Origin of the sequence: Paraburkholderia sp. BL18I3N2 (genome assembly GCF_003001875.1) — a bacterium.
Classification (GTDB): domain Bacteria; phylum Pseudomonadota; class Gammaproteobacteria; order Burkholderiales; family Burkholderiaceae; genus Paraburkholderia; species Paraburkholderia phytofirmans.
Map to the genome: position 1 here is coordinate 460,323 of NZ_PVNC01000005.1, position 19,413 is coordinate 479,735.

The window sequence follows — 19,413 nt, forward strand, 5'->3', positions numbered from 1 at the left end:
CGCGGACTTCTCGGGGATTTGCCGTGGATGTACTGACGATGGACCTTGTGCCTGATGAAGGGGGCGCGAGCGGTATGCTCGCGCCCACGCCTGACGAGGCCGCGCAAACCGATGCCGATGGCGCATCGTCGGCGCGCGTATCGCAAACGCTCTGGCCGCGGCGTCTCGATACCGGCTGGCAGTGTGTCAGCACGCCCGCGGGCGCGTGCGCGTCGCCCGCCGATTTACCCACGCACGGCTGGCTCGCCGCGCAAGTGCCCGGCACCGTCGCGAGCGCGCGCCGTGCCGCGGGTCTGCTGGACATCGCGCACCCGCCACCGCTCGCCTTCGACGACCACTGGTATTGCCTCGCGCTCGAAGGCACCGGCCGTCGCCGCTTGCGTCTGCATGGCCTCGCCACTATCGCCGAAGTCTGGCTCGACGGCGTGAAGCGCCTCGATTCCGATTCGATGTTCGTTGCGCACGATCTGGACATCGAGCTGAACGGCAGCGCGACGCTCGCGCTGTGCTTCCGCTCTCTCACCCCGGCGTTGACAGCGAAACGTTCGCGCGCGCGGTGGCGTCCGCGGCTCGTCTCGCCGCCCACCTTGCGTAACGTGCGCACCACCCTGCTCGGCCATATGCCCGGCTGGTGTCCTTCGGTGCAGGCGGTCGGCCCATGGCGTCCGGTCGAATTGCTGAGCGACGCGCCCCACGCCTTCGATACCGTCGACGTCTCGAGCCGCCTCGAACTCGACGACGACGGTCTTGCTTCCGGCGTTGCTTCTGGCGTTGTTACGCTGACGCTACGTTTCGTTCATCCGCACGATGACGCGGCCTGCCGCGCTTCGCTTAAATGCGGGGACGCTGTTTCGTCTTTGCAATGGAGCGATGCATATACACTGACCGGCAGCGTACGCGTGTTGGGTGCGAAGCGCTGGTGGCCACATACGCACGGCGAGCCCACTTTATATCCATTGACGTTGCAGCTCGATGACGGGCACGCGACATCTCACGCATTGGGTTCAGTCGGTTTCCGCAGTATCGAAGTGGACCACGGCGCGGACGGTATGGGCTTCGCGCTGCGCCTGAATGACGTGCCGGTGTTCTGCCGGGGCGCATGCTGGACCAGCGCGGACCTCGTCACGCTCGCCGGCAGCGAGGCGCAACTGCGCCACGCGTTCGCGCTGGCTCGCGATGCGGGCATGAACATGCTGCGCGTGGGCGGCACGATGGTCTACGAGTCGGACGCGTTTTATGCGCTCGCCGACGAATACGGCATGCTCGTCTGGCAAGACTTCGCATTGGCGAATTTCGACTATCCGAACGATGCCGCATTCGGCGCGTCGATCGAACGCGAAGCCACGCAATTTTTAACGCGCACACGACGCTTCGCTTCGCTCGCGGTGCTGTGCGGCGGCAGCGAGGTCGACCAGCAGGCAGCCATGTTCGGTCTGCCGCCTTCGATGCGCGCGCAACTACTCTTTACTGAACAACTGCCCGCCATCGTCGCGCGTGAACGGCCCGACGTGCCGTATGTCGGCAACTCGCCGTCGGGGGGCGTGTGGCCGTTTTCAACTAATGAGGGCGTCACTCACTACTATGGCGTGGGCGCCTATCAGCGTCCGCTCGACGACGTGCGCCGCTCGCAGGTGCGCTTCGCCGCCGAATGCCTCGCCTTCGCCAACGTGCCCGACGACGCCACGCTGCACGACGCGCTCGGCACGATTCATCTGCACGATCCGCGCTGGAAAGCCGCGGTGCCGCGCGACCCCGGCGCCGGCTGGGATTTCGACGACGTGCGCGACCATTATCTGCAGACGTTATATGGTGTCGAGCCGGCACGCTTGCGCTACGAAGATCCCGAGCGTTATCTGGACCTGTCGCGCGCGGTGGTCGCCGAATTGATGGGCGATGTATTTGCAGAATGGCGCCGTGCCGGTTCCACCTGCGGCGGCGCGCTGGTCTGGCAGCTGCAGGATTTGCGTCCCGGCGCGGGCTGGGGCTTGATCGACGCCACAGGACGGCCTAAAAGCGCCCTGCACGGCCTCGCGCAAGCGTTGCAACCCATCCAGGCCGTCATCACCGACGAGGGCCTCAACGGCCTCGATATTCATCTGCTGAACGAACGTGCGCAGCCGCTGCGCGCGCAACTGGAGCTCGTTTGCCTGCGTGACGGCAGCGTCAAGGTCGCCTCCGCTAGCCGCGACGTCGAACTGGCGCCGCACAGCGTGCAGCGTCTCAACGCGGCCGCATGCCTCGGCCAGTTTTTCGATTTCACCCACGCGTACCGCTTCGGCCCGCGCGCGCACGATGTGACGATCGCCACGCTGCGCGACCTGGCGAGCGGCGAGGTCGTTGCGGAAGCGTTTCATCTGCCGGAGCGGCGCGTGAGCGAGCGCCACGATCTGGGCTTGACGGTCACCGTGGAGCGCAACGGCGACGGCTGGCAACTCGTGATCGAAGCGAAGCGTTTTGTGCGTTTCGTTCATATCGTTGACACACACTACAGGGCCGCGCGCGACTGGTTTCATCTGCCGCCGAACCGGCCCTGCATCGTGCCGCTCATTGCGCTCGCGTCGCAGGAAAGATTCGTTGCACAGGCATCGAACGGCGGGTTTCAAGCTGATGCAACATGCGCGGCGCCCGCGGGCGAAGTTCGCGCGCTCAATGCGATATCCGCCATCTTCTACGGCTGAAGGTCTCCCTGATCTAGCCATCCCTTCGCGAGGCGCGTAAAACCTCGCGCTGCGGGCCTTCACCTGTCTGGTCTGTGGAATCAGTGTTGGTTTTTCTCAGACTTTTAGCGCGCCGAAATCGTCATCGGTGCGGCACCGAACCAAGCGTGTTGAACACATCTGAATCAATTCCGGCACATCCCGGACGCCGCATGAGAACGTGCGTCGAGGCGCTGATTCAACGATGAGACCGGTGCCTTCGAACCCCTCTGCGCACCCGCTAACCCAATTACATCAAGGACTTTCGGCGAACAGGAAGAACCTGCGAAGCGTTCGCCGGTGGCGAAGACGTTGTGCAGATTTGAAACAAAAAGTCACGTTTGCCTTCGCGCGGCGCTAAGCCTTGGTGCGTTACCCCGCACCAGTCCTCGTTTTCTCTCCCGCTGGCACGCTCCTCGCTAATAGAAGAGCGCAACACCGCGTCACCGCAGAGAGATTCACAACAACGGCGGCGGCGCAACAGAGGCCACTACGGGGCCGGTCCTGTTCATCCTTCGCTGCTCGCCATGCAGCACGCCGTTCAAAAGGGATGCAGGCATCGGATCAAAAACAGAAAGTCACGCAGAGCGCGACTTTCACGCGAGGACCGATCATGCTGACACTTCAATCCGATTTGCACGGTAACCATTTGCTCGGCGCATTGCCGTCCCATGAATGGCAGGCGCTGGCTCCCCATCTCGAACTGGTTCATCTGCGCACCGAGCAATTGCTGTGCGACTCCGGTCAGCGCATTCATCACGTCTACTTCCCGACCACCGCGATCATCTCGATGCTCTCGACGATGGAAGACGGCAGCTCGGTCGAAATCGCCGCGGTCGGCCGCGAAGGCATGACCGGCGTGCCGGTCCTCACGGGCGGCGAAACCATGCCGAACCGCGTGCAGGTGCAATGCGCCGGCTTCGCTTACCGCATGAGCGCCCAGGCACTCAAGCAGCAGTTCGCCCGCTCCGACTTCCTGCGCCGCCTGATGCTGCTGTACATGCACGCCCTGCTCACGCAAGTCGCGCAAACCGCTGCGTGCAATCGCCATCACGCGCTCAACAAGCAACTGTGCCGGTGGCTGCTGATCGAAGTGGACCGCGTGGCTTCGAACGATCTGACCGTGACCCAGCAACTGATCGCCGACATGCTCGGCGTGCGCCGCGAAGGCATCACCGAAGCGGCCGGCAAGTTGCACGACGAAGGCCTGATCCATCACAGCCGCGGCCATATCAAGGTGCTCGACCGTAAAGGACTCGAAGCACGCGCCTGCGAATGCTACGGCCTCGTCAAGCGCGAATTCGACCGCCTTCTGCCGCGTCTGCGTCAGGCGGAAACCGTCGAGTAAAGTGCTGGTTCGTCTGACTAATGAATAGAGTCAAATATGTTCAGGAATACTGCGCGATTCCTCGACGTACTCTTCGTGATTGCGGGAGGGCTGCTCGCTCACTGGATGCGGTTCTCGACGCCGATTGCGCTGTCGGACACCGAACGCCTTCTGATTGCCTTTAACTGCGTCCTCCTGCTGTTGCTGTTCCCCGGCTTCGGGGTGTATGAAACCTGGCGCGGCAAACCGCTGCCCTCGATGCTGGCGAGAGTGGCGGCCGCGTGGCTGGTGGTTGTGTTCACCGCGCTTGTATTGGCTTTCACGCTGCATCGCATGGATGCGGTGTCGCGCTTGTGGTTCGGTTACTCGACGGTGATTTCCGGCGCGCTGATCATCGTTGCAAAGTGCCTGGTGCATGCGGTGCTGCGCATGGTGCGACGTCGCGGGATGAATTCCCGCACTGTCGCGATTGTCGGCGCACCGGGCTTTGCGCGCACACTGCTCGCCCATCTCGAACATGCGCCGCAAGCCGGCTTCAAACCGGTCTGCGTGCTCGATACGAGTTGCCACAGCAGTTTCGAAACGGTTCAGACGTACGGCGCGCGTCTGAACCGCCTGCCGGTTCTGACCGATCTGAACGCCTTCGCCGCCAAGGTGCGTGAAGATCGCGTGAACGAAGTGTGGCTTGCGTTGCCGCTGTCAGAAGAACATACGATCTACCGCTTCACGCGCATGTTCCGGCATGACTTCGTGAATCTGCGCTTCATTCCAGATGTACGCAGCCTCTCGCTTTTCAATCACGCGCTGGTCGATGTCGTCGGTTTACCGACGCTCAATCTCAGCGCGACGCCCTTCTCGTCGCCGCAGATGTGGCCCAAGCTGATCTTCGACCGCCTGTTCGCGGCGGCCGCGCTGCTCGCGCTCGCGCCGATCTTCGTGGTGCTCGCGATCGGCATCAAGCTCGGCTCGCCGGGGCCGGTGTTCTTTCGTCAGACGCGCAAGGGCGTGGACGGCCAGCCGTTCGCGATCTACAAGTTCCGCTCGATGACCGTGCATCACGAAGCGCAGGGGCAGCTCACCCAGGCCTCGCGCAACGACGCGCGCGTGACGAAGCTCGGCGGCTTCATGCGCCGCACCAGTCTCGACGAACTGCCGCAGTTTCTCAACGTGCTGCTCGGGCAGATGTCCGTGGTCGGCCCGCGTCCGCATGCGGTCGAGCACGACGATCTATACAAGGATCAGGTGTACGGCTATATGCACCGCTACCGGATCAAGCCTGGCATCACCGGCTGGGCGCAGGTCAACGGCTATCGCGGCGCCACCACCAAGGTGGAAAAGATGGAAGCGCGCGTCAAGTTCGATCTCTTCTACATTCATAACTGGTCGTTCTGGTTCGACATGAAGATCGTGTTCATCACGATCTTCAAGGGCTTTGTCGGCCGCAACGCATTCTGATTGCGCCAATCCGTCTCGACCCTGCAAAGGCGCGACCGGAAGCTGATTTCTCGCGGAAAATAAAAAAGCGAAACCAATGCGGCAAGCACCGAAGTCGACGGCCTGAAACATGCCGCCGGCTCGGTGTCGAATGGACGAGGTGAGCAACGGGAAAGCTTGCCGGTCAGCACCGCGTACGGCGCGGAAACTGAGCCGGCGCTGCGCGGCTTTTACAGAAACGCGCTGACGTCGGTATGAAAGCGTACGGCCAGCGCCTTCGCCACCTTCTTGCTGATGGCGCGGCGGCCCGCGAGAATATCGCTCACCACCGTGGGTGAAGCGATACCTATCAGGTCCTTCTGCTTGAGTCCGTGCGTTTCCAGCAGATGCCGCAATACCTCGCGTGGCTCCGCTTTCGGAATCGTCACGTTGTGCGCTTCCCAGATTTCGATCAGGTCGGTCACGATCGCGAACAGATCCGAGAGCGGATCCTCTTCGTTGCCGTTCAGATGATCAGAGAGCGAGTTGGCGAGCCGCACCATGGTCTGGTAATCCTGCTCGTTGCGAATGGGCGTGATCGGCAACTGCGCTTGCAGCGCGGCCCAGGTTTGAGCGATGTCGGGAAAAGCTCCCGGAAGGCGATCGGCATTCATGAGTTTAGATTCTTCCTCGTCCAAAGGTCGTATTCCGCATGCGTCAATACATGACGAACGAATAACGACTGCCTGTTGTAGTGACTCGCCGCAACGATCCGGAACCGGTTGCCGCCCACGTCGAAAACCGTGTATTGAGGCGGCACGTAGTCCACACCGGCGAACGTCTGCTTCAGGTCGTTATAGCCATACGCGAGGCATGCCTGCGCCAGTGACTACCACGTCAATAGCGCACTGCGCGCCCCCGGATGTCTCTTTATGAAGTCCAGCCACGCTTTCTTTGAAATGACCCGCATCGGATTTCCTCGCCTGTGTTCGCGCGCTGAATGTGCGCGCTCTACTTGCAAGGCTAAACGGACGGATCGACACTGATAGCCGGCCGGACGGCATAGTCCGAAAGGCTATTTGCTGCTTACCGCGGTACGACGAAAGCATTTTATTCGCAAATTGCGAAGTTCGCAATGCGCGAATAATGGGACGCCCGCTCACAGCTCAGCGTCGTCCCGCCAACATGCGGAAACCGCTGACGTGGTCACCTTCGACCACTTCAGCGGCCCCAACTGCTTTTCTGCGCAGGCTCGCCGCTGCGATCGTCCGCGTGACCTCGGCCATGAACGCGCGCCGGAATACTGCCGGTGAAAAGCGTTCAGCGTTCGCGCGGCATGCCGCCGGCGTGATCTGGTCGCGCTGACGCTCGAAGCGATCGATCGCGTCGAGCATCGACACCACCGTCTGGCGCTCGAAATACACGCCGGTGGGATGCGCCTCGCTGGTCGGCACCACGGTTTCGAGCGCGCCGCCCTTGCCGAATGCGATGACCGGCGTGCCGCATGCCTGCGCTTCGAGCGCGACGATGCCGAAGTCATCCTCGGCGGCGCACACGAAAGCTCGCGCGCGTTGCAGATGGTCCTTCAGCACCTCGAACGGCTGATCGCCGAGGATCGTCACATTCGGACCGGCCTTGGCGCGAATCGCCGCCATCTCCGGCCCGTCGCCGATCACGACCAGCTGGCGGTGCGGTGTCGCGTTGAAGGTTTCGACGATCAGATCGATGCGCTTGTGCGGCGCCATCCGCGATGCAGTCAGATAAAAATCTTCCTTGCGCGTGCACAGTTCGAAATGGTGCACGTCGACTGGCGGCGCAATCACGGCCGCATCACGCCGGTAAGTTTTCATCAGCCGACGCGCAACGAAATGCGAGTTCGCGATTAAACGGTCGACGCCGTCCGCCGAGTGCGAATCCCAGCCGCGCAGATAGTGGAGCAACGCGCGCGCCGCCCACGACTTCGGCCCGTGCGTCAGACCCGCTTCGCGTAGCGACTGATGTTGCGGATCCCACGCGAAGCGCATCGGTGAATGCACGAAGCTCACAAGCTTTTGATCCGGCCTGACCGGCACGCCCCTCGCAAGCGCAGGAGAGCTCGTAATAATCAGATCGTAGGCGGACAGATCGAGTCGTTCGACGGCAAGCGGCATCAACGGCAAATAAGCGCGATAGTGGCGTCGCGCGAACGGCAGTCGCTGAATGAAGGAAGTCGTCACGGGCTTGCCGCGTAGCGGCTTACGGTCTGCGAGGAAATCGACGAGACTGAATAGATCGGCGTCGGGAAAGCATTCGATGATCTGCTCGAGCGCCTTCTCCGCGCCGCCCGGCGCGACCAGCCAGTCGTGCACGATCGCCACTTTCATGATCCCCTCGTTTTTTAATTGACGCCTTTTGTGCCTAGCAAGGAGTGTATGTGGCGCTACGTTTGCTGTGCGTGCGCGTGCCCACATTCGACGCGCGACAGCTCGCGAATAATAGGCATCGCCGTTCGCCTATTGCGAAGCCGCGTGTCCCATGCCTTTGCCTTCCAATGCGTCTGACGATCGACGCTTCGGCGCTCGCCCATCCTTACAAGGCGGGAGACGTCACGGCATTGGCTAATGCGATCGGCACGTTGCGTGCCGATCCGGCATTGGCGCAGCGTCTTGCGGGACAAGTGCTGGCCGATGCGCGAATGGAATTTTCAGCGGGGTGATATAGACAGCGGATGATGCAGGCGGCCAGCCAGGCCGGGCGCTGGTGATGCAGATGCGAGCATGCATTCGATGTCCGCGCGAGCCGGTCTATCCAGGCCCGCGCGCGATCTTTGGGCAGCGTTGCTCAGCCCTTGCTGTACTCGATCGTCTCGACGCCGGTGTCCGTGCCGAGCAGGCACAGATTCGCGCCACGGCCGGCGAACAGGCCCACCGTTACCATGCCCGGCCATGCGTTGATGTGCGTTTCCAGCGTGCGCGGGTCGCTGATACGCAGACCCTTGACGTCGATGATTTCGTTGCCGTTGTCGGTAATGAACGGCACGCCTTCTTTCGTGACGCGCACCACCGGCACGCCGCCGAGCGCCGTGACGCGGCGGCCGACCGCGGTACGCGCCATCGGCACCACTTCGATCGGCAGCGGGAAAGTGCCGAGCGTCTCGACCAGCTTGCTGGCGTCGGCGATGCACACGAACACGTCCGACACCGACGCGACGATCTTCTCGCGCGTCAGCGCGCCGCCGCCGCCCTTGATCATCGCGCCGCTGTGATCGATCTCGTCGGCGCCGTCCACGTACACGGGCAGCGAATCGATTTCGTTGAGGTCGAACACCTTGATGCCGTGCGCTTGCAGGCGCGCGGTAGTGGCGAGCGAACTCGACACCGCGCCGCGATAACGCGCCTTGTTGGCAGCCAGCGCCTCGATGAAACAGTTGGCGGTGGAGCCGGTGCCGACGCCGATCACCGCGCCTTCGGGCACGGTGGCGTTCACGTAGTCGGCGGCGGCCTGGCCGACCAGTTGCTTGAGTTCGTCTTGAGTCATGGGAAAGGCAGGCGAGCAGTGAAAAGCGCTAGTTTACCGGAGTGACAGACCAGCGCCGGTCGTGTCGGGTTTACTTCTTCACCGCCCGTTGCCGCACCGCTTCGAACAGGCACACGCCGCTCGCCACCGAGACGTTCAGGCTTTCCACCGTGCCCGCCATCGGGATCTGCATCACCACGTCGCAGGTGTCGCGCGTAAGACGGCGCATGCCCTCGCCTTCGGCGCCCATCACCAATGCCACCGGACCGTCCAGTTCCGTGTCGTAAAGGCTCTTGGTGGCCTCGCCGGCCGTGCCGACGACCCACACCCCCGCGTCCTTCAACTCGCGCAGCGCGCGCGCCAGGTTCGTCACGGTGATGTACGGCACGGTGTCGGCAGCGCCGCTCGCCACCTTCGCGGCCGTTGCGTTCAACCCCACCGCGCGATCGCGCGGCGCGATCACCGCGTGCGCGCCGGCGGCATCCGCCACCCGCAAGCAGGCGCCGAGATTGTGCGGATCGGTCACGCCGTCGAGCACCAGAATCAGCGGCGAACCGTTGATGCCGTCGAGCAGTTCGGCCAGGTTCTGCGCGAGCGGCATGTCGCCCGCGCGCGCGACCACGCCCTGGTGACGCTCGGTATGCGCGAGGCCCCAGAGACGCGTTTCGTCGGCGGCGATCAGACGTACGCCGGCTTCTTTCGCCGCGTGCAGAAATTCGGTCATGCGACGGTCTTTGCGCGTCGCGTCGTAATAGACCTCTTCGACCGTGGACGCGTCATGCCGCATACGTGCGGTCACTGCGTGGAAACCGTATAAAACCTTAAGACGTGCCATGACTGATACAACCTTTGATTGAGCGCGCGTTCGACGCGCGCTGCTGTGATGAATACGAACCTGCGTGCTTACCTGTAGGCGCTGCGGCTGCCATGTTCGAATGCTCGACGGCGATGAAACGCAGACCGCGCGCAACCGGCACGTTGCTATGTGCCCGATGCGCGCGGTTTGAGCAAGCAGGCAGCTTCAGCGCTTCTTGCGTGCCTGCGGCTTCGGTGCCGATTTGGTCGCGGCGCCGTGCTTCTTCGCCGCGCCGCGCGCTGCGCGTGCTTCCTTGACCGCCGCGGTTTGCGCGGGCGCAGCCTTCTTGCGGCGCGCGCCCGGCGCTGGCGCGCCACCTTCCACCGGCGGCAACGCACGCACGCGTGCGCCACCGTTCTCACCGGACGATTTGTCGGCCGACGGCCCACGCACCAGAGGCGGCTTGATCGGCGTGTCGCGCACGAGCCGGAAGTCGATCTTGCGTGCATCCAGATCGACGCGGCTCACCTGCACCCGCACGCGATCCGACAGGCGATAACGAATCCCGGTGCGCTCGCCGCGCAACTCGTTCTTGATCTCGTCGTACTGGAAGTAGTCCGAGCCGAGTTCAGTGACGTGCACGAGGCCTTCGATAAAGAGCGAATCGAGCTGCACGAAAATGCCGAACGACGTCACGCCGTTGACCATGCCGCCGTACTCTTCGCCGAGCTTGTCGCGCATGAAGTAGCACTTGAGCCAGGCTTCGACGTCGCGCGAGGCTTCATCGGCGCGGCGTTCGTTGGCCGAGCAATGCAGACCGAGCTCTTCCCAGATCGCCACGTTGTTGCCACGCACGCGGCCGCGTTTTTCGTCGTCGGCCTGTTGCATGGCGCGAGCGCGCGGCGAGAGCGCCGTGTTCAACTCGACGCCTTGCGGCGGCTCGGGCTGATACTTGCGGCCTTGCAGAATCGCGTAGATCGCGCGGTGCGTGAGCAGATCGGGATAACGGCGAATCGGGCTTGTGAAATGCGCATACGCCTCGTACGCGAGACCGAAGTGGCCGATGTTGTCCGGACTGTAGACCGCCTGCTGCATGGAGCGCAGCAGCATGGTTTGCAGCATCTGTGCGTCGGGCCGGTCGCGGATCTGCGCCATCAATGCGGCGTAGTCGCTCGCGTGCGGTTTATCGCCGCCGGCCAGCGTCAAACCCATGCCGCGCAGGAACGTGCGCAGATTCTCGAGCTTTTCCGCCGTCGGTCCGGCGTGCACGCGGAACAGCCCCGGATGCTTGTTGCGCTTGAGGAAGTCGGCCGCGCAGACGTTCGCGGCCAGCATGCACTCCTCGATCAGCTTGTGCGCGTCGTTGCGGGTGCGCGGAATGATCTGTTCAATCTTGCCCTGCGCATTGCAGACGATGTACGTCTCGGTCGTATCGAAGTCGATTGCGCCGCGTTTCTGGCGCGCGGCGAACAGCGACTTATAGACGCCGTACAGATTCTGCAGCTGTGGCAGCAAGGCGGCGCGGCGCGTAGCCTCCGGGCCCTTGGTGTTCTTCAGCACCGCGGCGACTTCCGTGTAGGTCAGACGCGCGGCCGAGTGCATCACACCGGGATAGAACTGATATGCCTTCACTTCGCCACGCGCGGTGACGATCATGTCGCACACCAGCACGCAACGGTCGACGTGCGGGTTCAGCGAACACAAGCCGTTCGACAGTTTCTCCGGCAGCATGGGGATCACGCGGCGCGGGAAATAGACCGAGGTGCTGCGCTCGATCGCGTCGGCGTCGAGCCCGCTCTTCGGGTGCACGTAGTGCGAAACGTCGGCGATCGCGACGATGAGACGGAAGCCCTCGCCGCGGCCGACCTGGACCGGCTCGCAGTACACGGCGTCGTCGAAGTCGCGGGCGTCTTCACCGTCGATCGTGACGAGCGGCACGTCGCGCAGATCGATGCGATGGCGCGCGTCGACCGGGCGCACTTCGTCGGGCAGCCGCGAGGCTTCGTCGAGCGCGGCCTGGCTGAATTCGTGCGGCACGCCGTACTTGCGCACCGCGATTTCGATTTCCATGCCGGGATCGTCGATATCGCCGAGCACTTCCACCACGCGGCCGAGCGGCTGCGAATGACGGCTCGGAAAATCGGTCAGCTCGACCACCACCACCTGGCCGACCTTGGCCTTCTTGGTGTTCTGCTGGATCAGAATGTCGTGGCCGATGCGCTTGTCTTCGGGCGCCACGATCAGCGCGCCGTTCTCGTTGAGGAGGCGGCCGATCACGCGCTTGTTGGCGCGGTCCGTGACCTCGACGATATGCCCTTCCGGACGGCCGCGCCGGTCATAGCCGACGATGCGCGCGAGCACGCGGTCGTTGTGCATGACCTTCTGCATTTCGGCGGTGGGCAGGAACAGATCGTCCTGACCGTCGTCGCGAATCAGAAAGCCGTAGCCGTCGCGATGGCCTTGCACGCGGCCCGCGACGAAGTTCGACGGATGAGTCAGCTGATAGAGATTGCGCTGATCGAGCCGGATCTGGCCGTCGCGCTCCATCGCGCCGAGGCGCTTGAAAAATCCTTCGCGCTCCTGGCGCTTGATCGACAGGGCTTCGGCGATGTCGTTAGCGGCAAGCGGGGCTTCACTCGTGCGCAGGACGCCGAGGATTTCCTCGCGGCTTGGAATCGGATACGGAAATTTGCTCAAGGGCTTGTCGATGATTTTTTCTCGTTGCATGGACGTCGGTCGCGATGTGGCTCGGCGATGTGGCTCGGCTTAGGAAGCGATTGCAGTACGCTCTGGTTGCGCTTTGGCTGCGCTCGAATTGCACCTGCAAATGCACAGAAAAAAACTGCTCGGGTCCAGCTCGTTCAAGGCTGACTCCGACGGGCGTGTGCACCGTGCCAACGAACTACTGCGAGGCATTCTAACACCCGTATTGCGCGCCAAGCGGCCCTGTCAATAGAAGCCGGACGGTTGTCCAGAGGCGCGCGCACGCTCGTCGCAACGATGTTTAAGTGAGTTTTGAGAAACGCTTGACAGGCTCTAATCTGTCGCTATAATGGCGTTCTTTGCTGTTCATCACCTGCCCAGGTGGCGAAATTGGTAGACGCACTAGGTTCAGGTCCTAGCGGTGGCAACACTGTGGAGGTTCGAGTCCTCTCTTGGGCACCAGATTCAAAAGTAAAGCCGCTTGCGAGCGGCTTTACTTTTTGTGTGAAGCCGAATGATCCGAATCTGTTTATCGGCAGGGATTGTTGGGTCGATTGAGTGGTTGGCGGGACGGTTGTCGAGTGGTGAAGCATCCCTTCATTGCACGCGATATCCGGGCGGTTGATTGAAGCGGAGTTAGTTTGCAGGTGGGGATTGACACACTAATTCAGCACGCTAAAATAGCGGTCTAGCTTGAAGACGTGCCCAGGTGGCGGAATTGGTAGACGCACTAGGTTCAGGTCCTAGCGGTGGCAACACCGTGGAGGTTCGAGTCCTCTCCTGGGCACCATCAGTTGTTCCGGCGTAAGCCGCGGTAGTCCGAGAAACCCCGTAAGATCAATATCTTACGGGGTTTTTTGTTCTCCACAGATCCCTTGCGTTCCACTGACATCGACGATTTTTGCGTATACTGTTGCGTATACCAGATTCGGGGGCAAACTCATGCCCAGACGTGTCAAACCGAAGTCAGAGTTAGTGTTCCGTGCCGCCAAAACGCGCGCCCGTTCCTACCTTCTCGCGGATGGAAACGGACTCGCCCTGAGGGTCCAGCCGAACGGCACCAAAACCTGGCTGTTCCGCTATCGACGACCGAGCACGGGCAAGGAAAACTTCCACAGCCTCGGCCCTTACCCCGATATCACGCTCACTGATGCACGACGGTCGGCCACTACCGCACGCAATCTCGTACGCGAAGGCATCGATCCGGTTGCATATCGCCAGGCCGAGTCCATCGCTCGCAAACGCATGGCCGAAGGCGCCTTCCATCTCGTAGCCCAGCGCTGGCTCGACTTCAAACGCAAGGAGTGGGCGGACGAAACCTACCGCAAGGCAGAGTTTGTCGTGCGCGAATACCTGACTCCCGCACTTCGCAACAAGCCCATTTCGACGCTTGCCACGCCAGAGGTCAAGCCCGTACTCGAAGCAATTGCCTCTCATGCGCCTAACCTCGCGACCAAGGCACGGCAGTATGTCGGTGGCATCGTGACGTACGCGGTCCAGAACGGACTGCGCGAAGATGGTGCCGCCTTAACACTGCGCGGCGTTGTTCCTCGCCACAGGAAAGGACATATACCAGCGATCACCAAGCCTGCGGACATTGCGCCGCTTGTTCTTGCTATCGATGCCTACAAGTCGCCCATTACCCGCGCCGCCCTCAAGCTCACCATGCTGACCGGCCTTCGCCCCGGCGTGGTCGCAGCGGTGCCGTGGACCGAGGTGAACCTCGAGACAGCTGAATGGCATGTTGCAGCCGAGCGGATGAAAATGCGGCACGATCACATCGTGCCATTGCCGAAGCAGGCCGTCGCCGTCCTGAACGAGTTGCAGTCACTCACCGGTAAGGGACACTACGTCTTTCCGTCCCCTGCTCGTCAAAAGACCCCTCATTTACATCGAGATGCGTTGAGCAAAGCACTGCGGGAGATGGGATTTCAAGGAAAACACGCGACGCACGGCTTCCGGGGCATGCTCCGCACGGTCGGACGAGAGCGACTCGGGATGGACATCGATGTACTCGAAGCGCAGCTGGCACACGCCAAGCGTGGCGATGTGCAAAAGGCCTACGATAGAACAACTTTTGACGATGATCGTCGCCGGGTCATGCAGGAGTGGGCCGACTATATCGATCGGTTAAGCATGTTAACGACCCAAGCAGGATCAAGCACGCAGCGCTGAGGGCCACACCCACTCGATTGTCAATCGGTGACCGAAAACCTTGCGTTGACGGACTCTCCGCCCGGTCACGTGGCTTCGATACCGACAGCGATGCCGACATATCCAGTCGGCAGTCGTCGGCTTTGGGCCGACTGGGCTGGAGAATTCAACGTGCGTGTTCGTTCAAGCATCGCGAACGCTTGGCATCGGAATACGACTTCTGTGGTGATACCGTCATCGATACCGGCAGCCATATTCCGACACGGTCCTCGCAAAGCCTGAAAGAACCACATTACGGTCGCGCCTTCGATCAGACCGCATATAACAAGTGGAAGCCGTCGTGAGCGGCGCATAGGACCGCTCGCCAAAAAGTGCTGTAGAAACCGCTTCCGAATGCATCCCACACATCAGCCAGTACGATGGATTCTATCTAGGACTCAACTGTCATGCACCACGACGCACTGCAGGCGATCGCGCTGTCAAAGACTCAAAGGCAGGCAACGGAGCGGTCTGATCGCCCGCGCCGGAGTCTCAGGGACAGCATTTCCGCGTAGCCGACGCCCGTGCGTCGGCTGCGGGCTGGTTTGCTGCGACTCCCAAAAAATGGCGTCGGCAAATCCCACTTCGCACTGTCAATGAATGAGTCTTACCGACCCAGGTTGTGTGGAAACCCGATGGAATTACGACGCGGCACATGCCCGCGCCCCCAGCGGCGCGTTTGGCTCCTTTGCGGCCATCACGGCGACGACGAGGGTGAGCGTCCCCGGTGCGTTCTAGAGAAGCTTGATGGCTTTGTTTAGGACCTACGAGGTGCTTACGCACCCACCAGCCGCATTGCCTTCATCATCTTCTTGAAACCTAGAATTCTCAGCACTCGAGCGAGATTGTAGGCGAGTACGTTCAGACTCATCTCGGTACCTACGTTACGCAACCTGCGCGTCAGGAAGTGCGTGTAGCCCATCCAGTGCTTGAACGTTCCAAAGACATGTTCGACGGTTCGCCTGCGCACTGTCATCGCGTCCGGCGTCCTGTCGAGCCGACGTTGAACTGCCTCCAGCACTGACTCATGCTCCCATCGGCTTATCCGTCGTTGGCCGCTGGGAGTGCACTGTGACTTCATTTGGCATTGCGAACAGGCGCTGCTCCAGTATCGATGTAGCTGCATCCCGTGTTCCTCGCTGGTGTGTGGGCTTCGGCAGCATGACCGCAATCCCCGCATCCGCGCACTCCTTGATCTGAGTTCCGGTGTAGTAACCACGATCGGCGACTGCCCGCAGCCTTGTCTTGCCCATCGCGTCACGCGCAGCTTTTGCCATGGGACTTAGCTGTGCCCGGTCGCTGCCAGAGTTTGTGACCTCGTGAGCCACGATGAGATGGTGTTTGGCGTCAACGGCCACCTGCACGTTGTACCCCACCATTCCCGAGCCCTTGCCGCTCGTTGCCATGGAGCGCGCGTCGGGATCAGTCATCGAGAGTTGGCCATCAGGCTGCGTCTTGAGTTGCTCCTTGATCTGATCGAGGTCCCGCATCTGCTCGCGTAAGCGCGCGATCTTATCTTGCAATCGGGTCGTCTTCGCTTCGAGTTCCGCGGGTTGCGTACGATCGGCAGTCTCCAGCGCGGTCAGATAGCGCTGGATACTCTCCTCGATCTGCTTCTGGCGCTTGTCGACTTTACCTTCGGTGAAGTTGCGATCCCGCGTATTGACTGCCTTGAACTTGCTACCGTCAATGGCGACCAGCGCTTGCGAGAACAGCTTCAGCTCACGGCAGAGCATCACGAAGCGGCGACACACGTTCCGAATGCCGGTACCGTTGTCACGACGAAAGTCGGCTATGGTCTTGAAGTCCGGCGCCAGTCGGCCCGTGAGCCACATCAACTCAACATTGCGCTGGCATTCGCGCTCAAGACGCCGGCTTGATTGAACCCGGTTCAGGTACCCGTAGATATAGATCTTCAGGAGCACTGCTGGATGATAGGACGGGCGACCTGTAACCGACGGTATTGCTCCATCGAAGCCCAATGATGCAAGGTCAAGCTCTTCAACAAATGCCTCGATAATCCTGACCGGATTGTCCTCAACAACAAAGTCATCGAGGCACTCTGGAAGCAGCGTCACCTGCTTGCGATCTTCACCTTCTATGAATCGCTTCATCCGGTCACCCATGCTGAATGAGTTAATCCAGTTTAGGTGACCAGGGTGTTTTCACACAAGCTCGACCCGTTGCGGCCAGTCGGTTAGGGGAAACGAGTCGGCCGTTTTTGAGGTATTGCAGCCGTTGCATTCATGTACGCCATCAAGCGACATCGCCAAATCAACGTCCGTCTGCCCGTTACCTGTCCTGACGACGAGCAGACCAAACTGACAACCTGCTGCACCGGGCTGGCGCCACAGACGGATTAAGGCATGACGGGGGGATGGAAGGTCAGCGTCCCCGCAAGAATCCACAGCATGAAGATCACGAGCGGAAGATGCACGATGAACTGGGTAAACGTGAAGCCCACCACGTCACGAGCCCGCAATCCCAGCACGCCGAGCAACGGCAGCATCCAGAAAGGGTTGATCAAATTCGGCAACGCCTCCGCCGCGTTGTAGATGGTTACCGCCCAGCCCAGATGCACCTGCAGTTCCTTGGCTGCCGCGATCACGTACGGTGCTTCAATGATCCATTTCCCGCCGCCCGACGGCACGAAGAATCCAAGGACGGCAGAGTAAATGCCCATCAGCGCCGGAAACGACGCGTTCGACGACACTGTGACGAAGAAATGAGAAAGATGATCGGCCAACGGTAGTCCCGATGGCGCGGAGGCTTTCGTCAGCATGTACGCAATGCCTCCGTAGAGAGGAAACTGGATCAACACGCCAGCCACGGACGGCACCGATTTCGCAACGGCGTTCAGGAAGCGCCGGGGGCGCCAGTTCAACAGCATCCCGGCCAACAGGAACACGAAATTGTAGGTATTGAGATTCGAGATGGCCAGCACCGGATTTTTCGTGGTGAATTCGTGCCATGCCCAAACAGAGCCGAGTGCGACGATCAGGATTGTGATCAACGGGCTGTACTCGAGCCAGTCGCCGGGGCGTGAAGGCGCTGCTACTTCGAGTTCCGCCTCGTTCAGCGAGATGCCCAGATACTGCGCGGTTTTGGCGCGTTCGGCGCCGGGCGCAGAGAGATAGGCGATCAAAAGCGATACGACGGTCAGAGCGGCGACTATCAGCAACGACTGTGGAAGAAAAATCGTCTCGGAGAACGGAATGACACCGGTGATCGCCAGCAGCGCTTTCGGCAAACTGTCCGGATTCGCCTGCAATTGCGATGCCGACGAACTCAATCCCAGCGCCCAGGTCGCGCCCATGCCGAGATAGGCGGCGGCACCCGCCGCTCGGTAGTCCATACGGAGCCCGGTGCGACGAGCGAGCGCACGAACCAGCAGGCCGCTGAAGATCAGGCTGATTGCCCAGTTGAAAAGCGACGCCGAAATGCTGACCAGCGCGACGAATGCCACCGCAGACTTGCCGTTCGACGGCAAGCGGGCAAGCCATGCGATCAATTTCGCGGCAGGCGGAGATACCGCGACAACGTAGCCTGAAATGGCCACGATCGCCATCTGCATCGTAAAGGGAATCAGGCTCCAGAATCCGTCTCCGAAGGCAATGCCCACACGTTGTGCAGGCGCGCCCGTCGCCAGGGCGCCGACAGCGACGACGACAACCGCGATAGCCGCGAATATGTATGCGTCGGGAAACCACTTTTCCGACCAACGGGTCACTGCTGCGGCCATACGCTCAAGCCCGACTGCATCGTCGACTGTCGAGGCTGCCAGATCTTGCTTACGGTTCAATTCCTTCATCATGGTCTCCGACGCTTCGAGTGATTAAACATGCTTTTCATAAACCAGCGCTGCCGCAGCCAGGTCTTCGAGTGCGGTCCCCACCGCTTTGAATACCGTGCGCTCGCTGCCGTCGGATCGCCCACCGACGTCGCCCCGGCACAGGGCGGCGAGCGTACCGTTCAGGTCCGCCGGCGAAATCACGTTGCGCGACAACGGCCCAATCAGATCGCCGGACTTCTGCGGTGCCTCGTCCGTATCGACAAACACGCGTGCGTGGCGGAAACAATCGTCGTCAGCCTCGCGCATCTGCGGCGTGAAGCTTCCGATAAGATCGAGATGCGTTCCCGGTTTCAGCCACGAGCCGCGTACGATCGACTCGGTGGCGAGCGTCGCGCAGCTCACGACATCCGCGCGCGCCACGCTGTCCGGCAGACTGGAGACAACGGCCGCATTGAAACCTTCGCCTTGCAGTTGCTGCACGAGTCGCGCGGCCGACTCCGGATAGATGTCCCAGACCTCGACATGCGTGATTGGCAGCTGGCTTCGATACGCTGCCGGCACCAGGCTTCCCACGCGTCCGGCGCCCAACAGCACCATGTGCGAAGAGTCGTCGCGCGCCAGAAGGGTTGCAGCGAGTGCCGAGGCGGCGGCGGTCCGGCGTGAGGTGATTTCATTACCGTCCATCTGCGCGAGTGGCTCACCCGTGCTGGCGTCGTACAGCACGTAAGTCGAGTGCAAGCCGGGCATTCCGCGACCCTGGTTACCCGGGAAAATGTTCACGGTCTTGATGCCGAGATATCGGTCCGCTTCCCACGCCGGCATGATCAATACGGTGCCGGTGTTGCCGTCGCCGCTATTGATCGTGTGCGAGTGTCGGAGTGGAACCTCACCCCCCTTGATGAACGCCTTCGTCAGTGACGGAATCAACGTGGCGAAGTCCAGCGCCTCGCGTGTCGCTGGCGTGTCGAAAAATTTCATGCTCGATTTGCTCCTCGTG

The 19,413-nt window shown here is 61.5% G+C and carries 13 protein-coding genes, 2 tRNA genes and 1 pseudogene; 7 read left to right on the forward strand and 9 right to left on the reverse strand.

Features of this window, described 5'->3' with window-relative positions; genetic code table 11:
• The first annotated feature begins 38 nt into the window (after positions 1-38).
• The 3 genes from B0G75_RS17640 (at position 39) to B0G75_RS17650 (ending at position 5,478) form a co-directional block, all read left to right on the forward strand.
• On the forward strand, positions 39-2,678 hold the full coding sequence (locus B0G75_RS17640; RefSeq protein ID WP_106307916.1) for a glycoside hydrolase family 2 protein: 2,640 nt from the start codon (positions 39-41) through the stop codon (positions 2,676-2,678).
• Positions 2,679-3,309: 631 nt separating this feature from the next.
• Positions 3,310-4,044 (forward strand): Crp/Fnr family transcriptional regulator, encoded by a 735-nt coding sequence (locus B0G75_RS17645; protein ID WP_006048767.1) that lies wholly within the window; start codon positions 3,310-3,312, stop codon positions 4,042-4,044.
• Between the two features lie 36 nt (positions 4,045-4,080).
• The gene (locus B0G75_RS17650; RefSeq protein WP_106307919.1) at positions 4,081-5,478 is read left to right on the forward strand and encodes an undecaprenyl-phosphate glucose phosphotransferase; all 1,398 of its coding nucleotides are present in this window, start codon (positions 4,081-4,083) and stop codon (positions 5,476-5,478) included.
• Between the two features lie 209 nt (positions 5,479-5,687).
• Here the strand turns inward: B0G75_RS17650 and B0G75_RS17655 are convergent, their stop codons facing one another.
• From B0G75_RS17655 to B0G75_RS17665, 3 genes are all read right to left on the reverse strand, one after another.
• Complete coding sequence (locus B0G75_RS17655; protein WP_012432730.1) at positions 5,688-6,110, reverse strand: type II toxin-antitoxin system HigA family antitoxin; 423 nt, start codon at positions 6,108-6,110, stop codon at positions 5,688-5,690.
• A complete protein-coding gene (locus B0G75_RS41385) occupies positions 6,107-6,265 on the reverse strand; it encodes a type II toxin-antitoxin system HigB family toxin (protein ID WP_308705887.1) in 159 nt (52 codons plus the stop codon). The genes B0G75_RS17655 and B0G75_RS41385 overlap by 4 nt, the downstream gene beginning before the upstream one ends.
• Positions 6,266-6,602: 337 nt before the next feature.
• Positions 6,603-7,799: a glycosyltransferase family 4 protein gene (locus B0G75_RS17665; protein WP_106307922.1), complete on the reverse strand. Its 1,197-nt coding sequence runs from the start codon at positions 7,797-7,799 to the stop codon at positions 6,603-6,605.
• A gap of 167 nt (positions 7,800-7,966) precedes the next feature.
• Here B0G75_RS17665 and B0G75_RS40715 point away from each other — a divergent pair, with 167 nt between their 5' ends.
• A complete protein-coding gene (locus B0G75_RS40715; protein WP_181309290.1) occupies positions 7,967-8,131 on the forward strand; it encodes a hypothetical protein in 165 nt (54 codons plus the stop codon).
• 125 nt (positions 8,132-8,256) lie between these two features.
• Here B0G75_RS40715 and rpiA read toward each other — a convergent pair whose 3' ends face one another.
• From rpiA to rnr, 3 genes are all read right to left on the reverse strand, one after another.
• Positions 8,257-8,952, reverse strand: a complete 696-nt coding sequence (gene rpiA / locus B0G75_RS17670) for a ribose-5-phosphate isomerase RpiA (protein WP_106307925.1) — start codon at positions 8,950-8,952, stop codon at positions 8,257-8,259.
• Between the two features lie 70 nt (positions 8,953-9,022).
• Positions 9,023-9,766: a 23S rRNA (guanosine(2251)-2'-O)-methyltransferase RlmB gene (gene rlmB / locus B0G75_RS17675; RefSeq protein ID WP_106283641.1), complete on the reverse strand. Its 744-nt coding sequence runs from the start codon at positions 9,764-9,766 to the stop codon at positions 9,023-9,025.
• A gap of 186 nt (positions 9,767-9,952) precedes the next feature.
• Complete coding sequence (gene rnr / locus B0G75_RS17680; protein WP_106307928.1) at positions 9,953-12,454, reverse strand: ribonuclease R; 2,502 nt, start codon at positions 12,452-12,454, stop codon at positions 9,953-9,955.
• Between the two features lie 351 nt (positions 12,455-12,805).
• Between rnr and B0G75_RS17685 the strand changes: the two genes are divergently transcribed.
• From B0G75_RS17685 to B0G75_RS17695, 3 genes are all read left to right on the forward strand, one after another.
• Positions 12,806-12,892, forward strand: a tRNA-Leu gene (locus B0G75_RS17685).
• 241 nt (positions 12,893-13,133) lie between these two features.
• Positions 13,134-13,220: transfer RNA gene (locus B0G75_RS17690), tRNA-Leu, on the forward strand.
• A gap of 152 nt (positions 13,221-13,372) precedes the next feature.
• Positions 13,373-14,605: an integrase arm-type DNA-binding domain-containing protein gene (locus tag B0G75_RS17695; protein WP_106307931.1), complete on the forward strand. Its 1,233-nt coding sequence runs from the start codon at positions 13,373-13,375 to the stop codon at positions 14,603-14,605.
• Positions 14,606-15,398: 793 nt separating this feature from the next.
• Here B0G75_RS17695 and B0G75_RS17700 read toward each other — a convergent pair.
• From B0G75_RS17700 to B0G75_RS17710, 3 genes and pseudogenes are all read right to left on the reverse strand, one after another.
• Positions 15,399-16,737 (reverse strand): annotated as a pseudogene (locus B0G75_RS17700) (IS1182 family transposase).
• 245 nt (positions 16,738-16,982) lie between these two features.
• Positions 16,983-18,434 carry a short-chain fatty acid transporter gene (locus tag B0G75_RS17705; RefSeq protein WP_106307934.1) on the reverse strand — a complete coding sequence of 484 codons (1,452 nt, stop codon included), beginning with the start codon at positions 18,432-18,434 and terminating at the stop codon, positions 16,983-16,985.
• 24 nt (positions 18,435-18,458) lie between these two features.
• A complete protein-coding gene (locus B0G75_RS17710; protein WP_106307937.1) occupies positions 18,459-19,394 on the reverse strand; it encodes an ornithine cyclodeaminase family protein in 936 nt (311 codons plus the stop codon).
• Between the last annotated feature and the right edge of the window lie 19 nt (positions 19,395-19,413).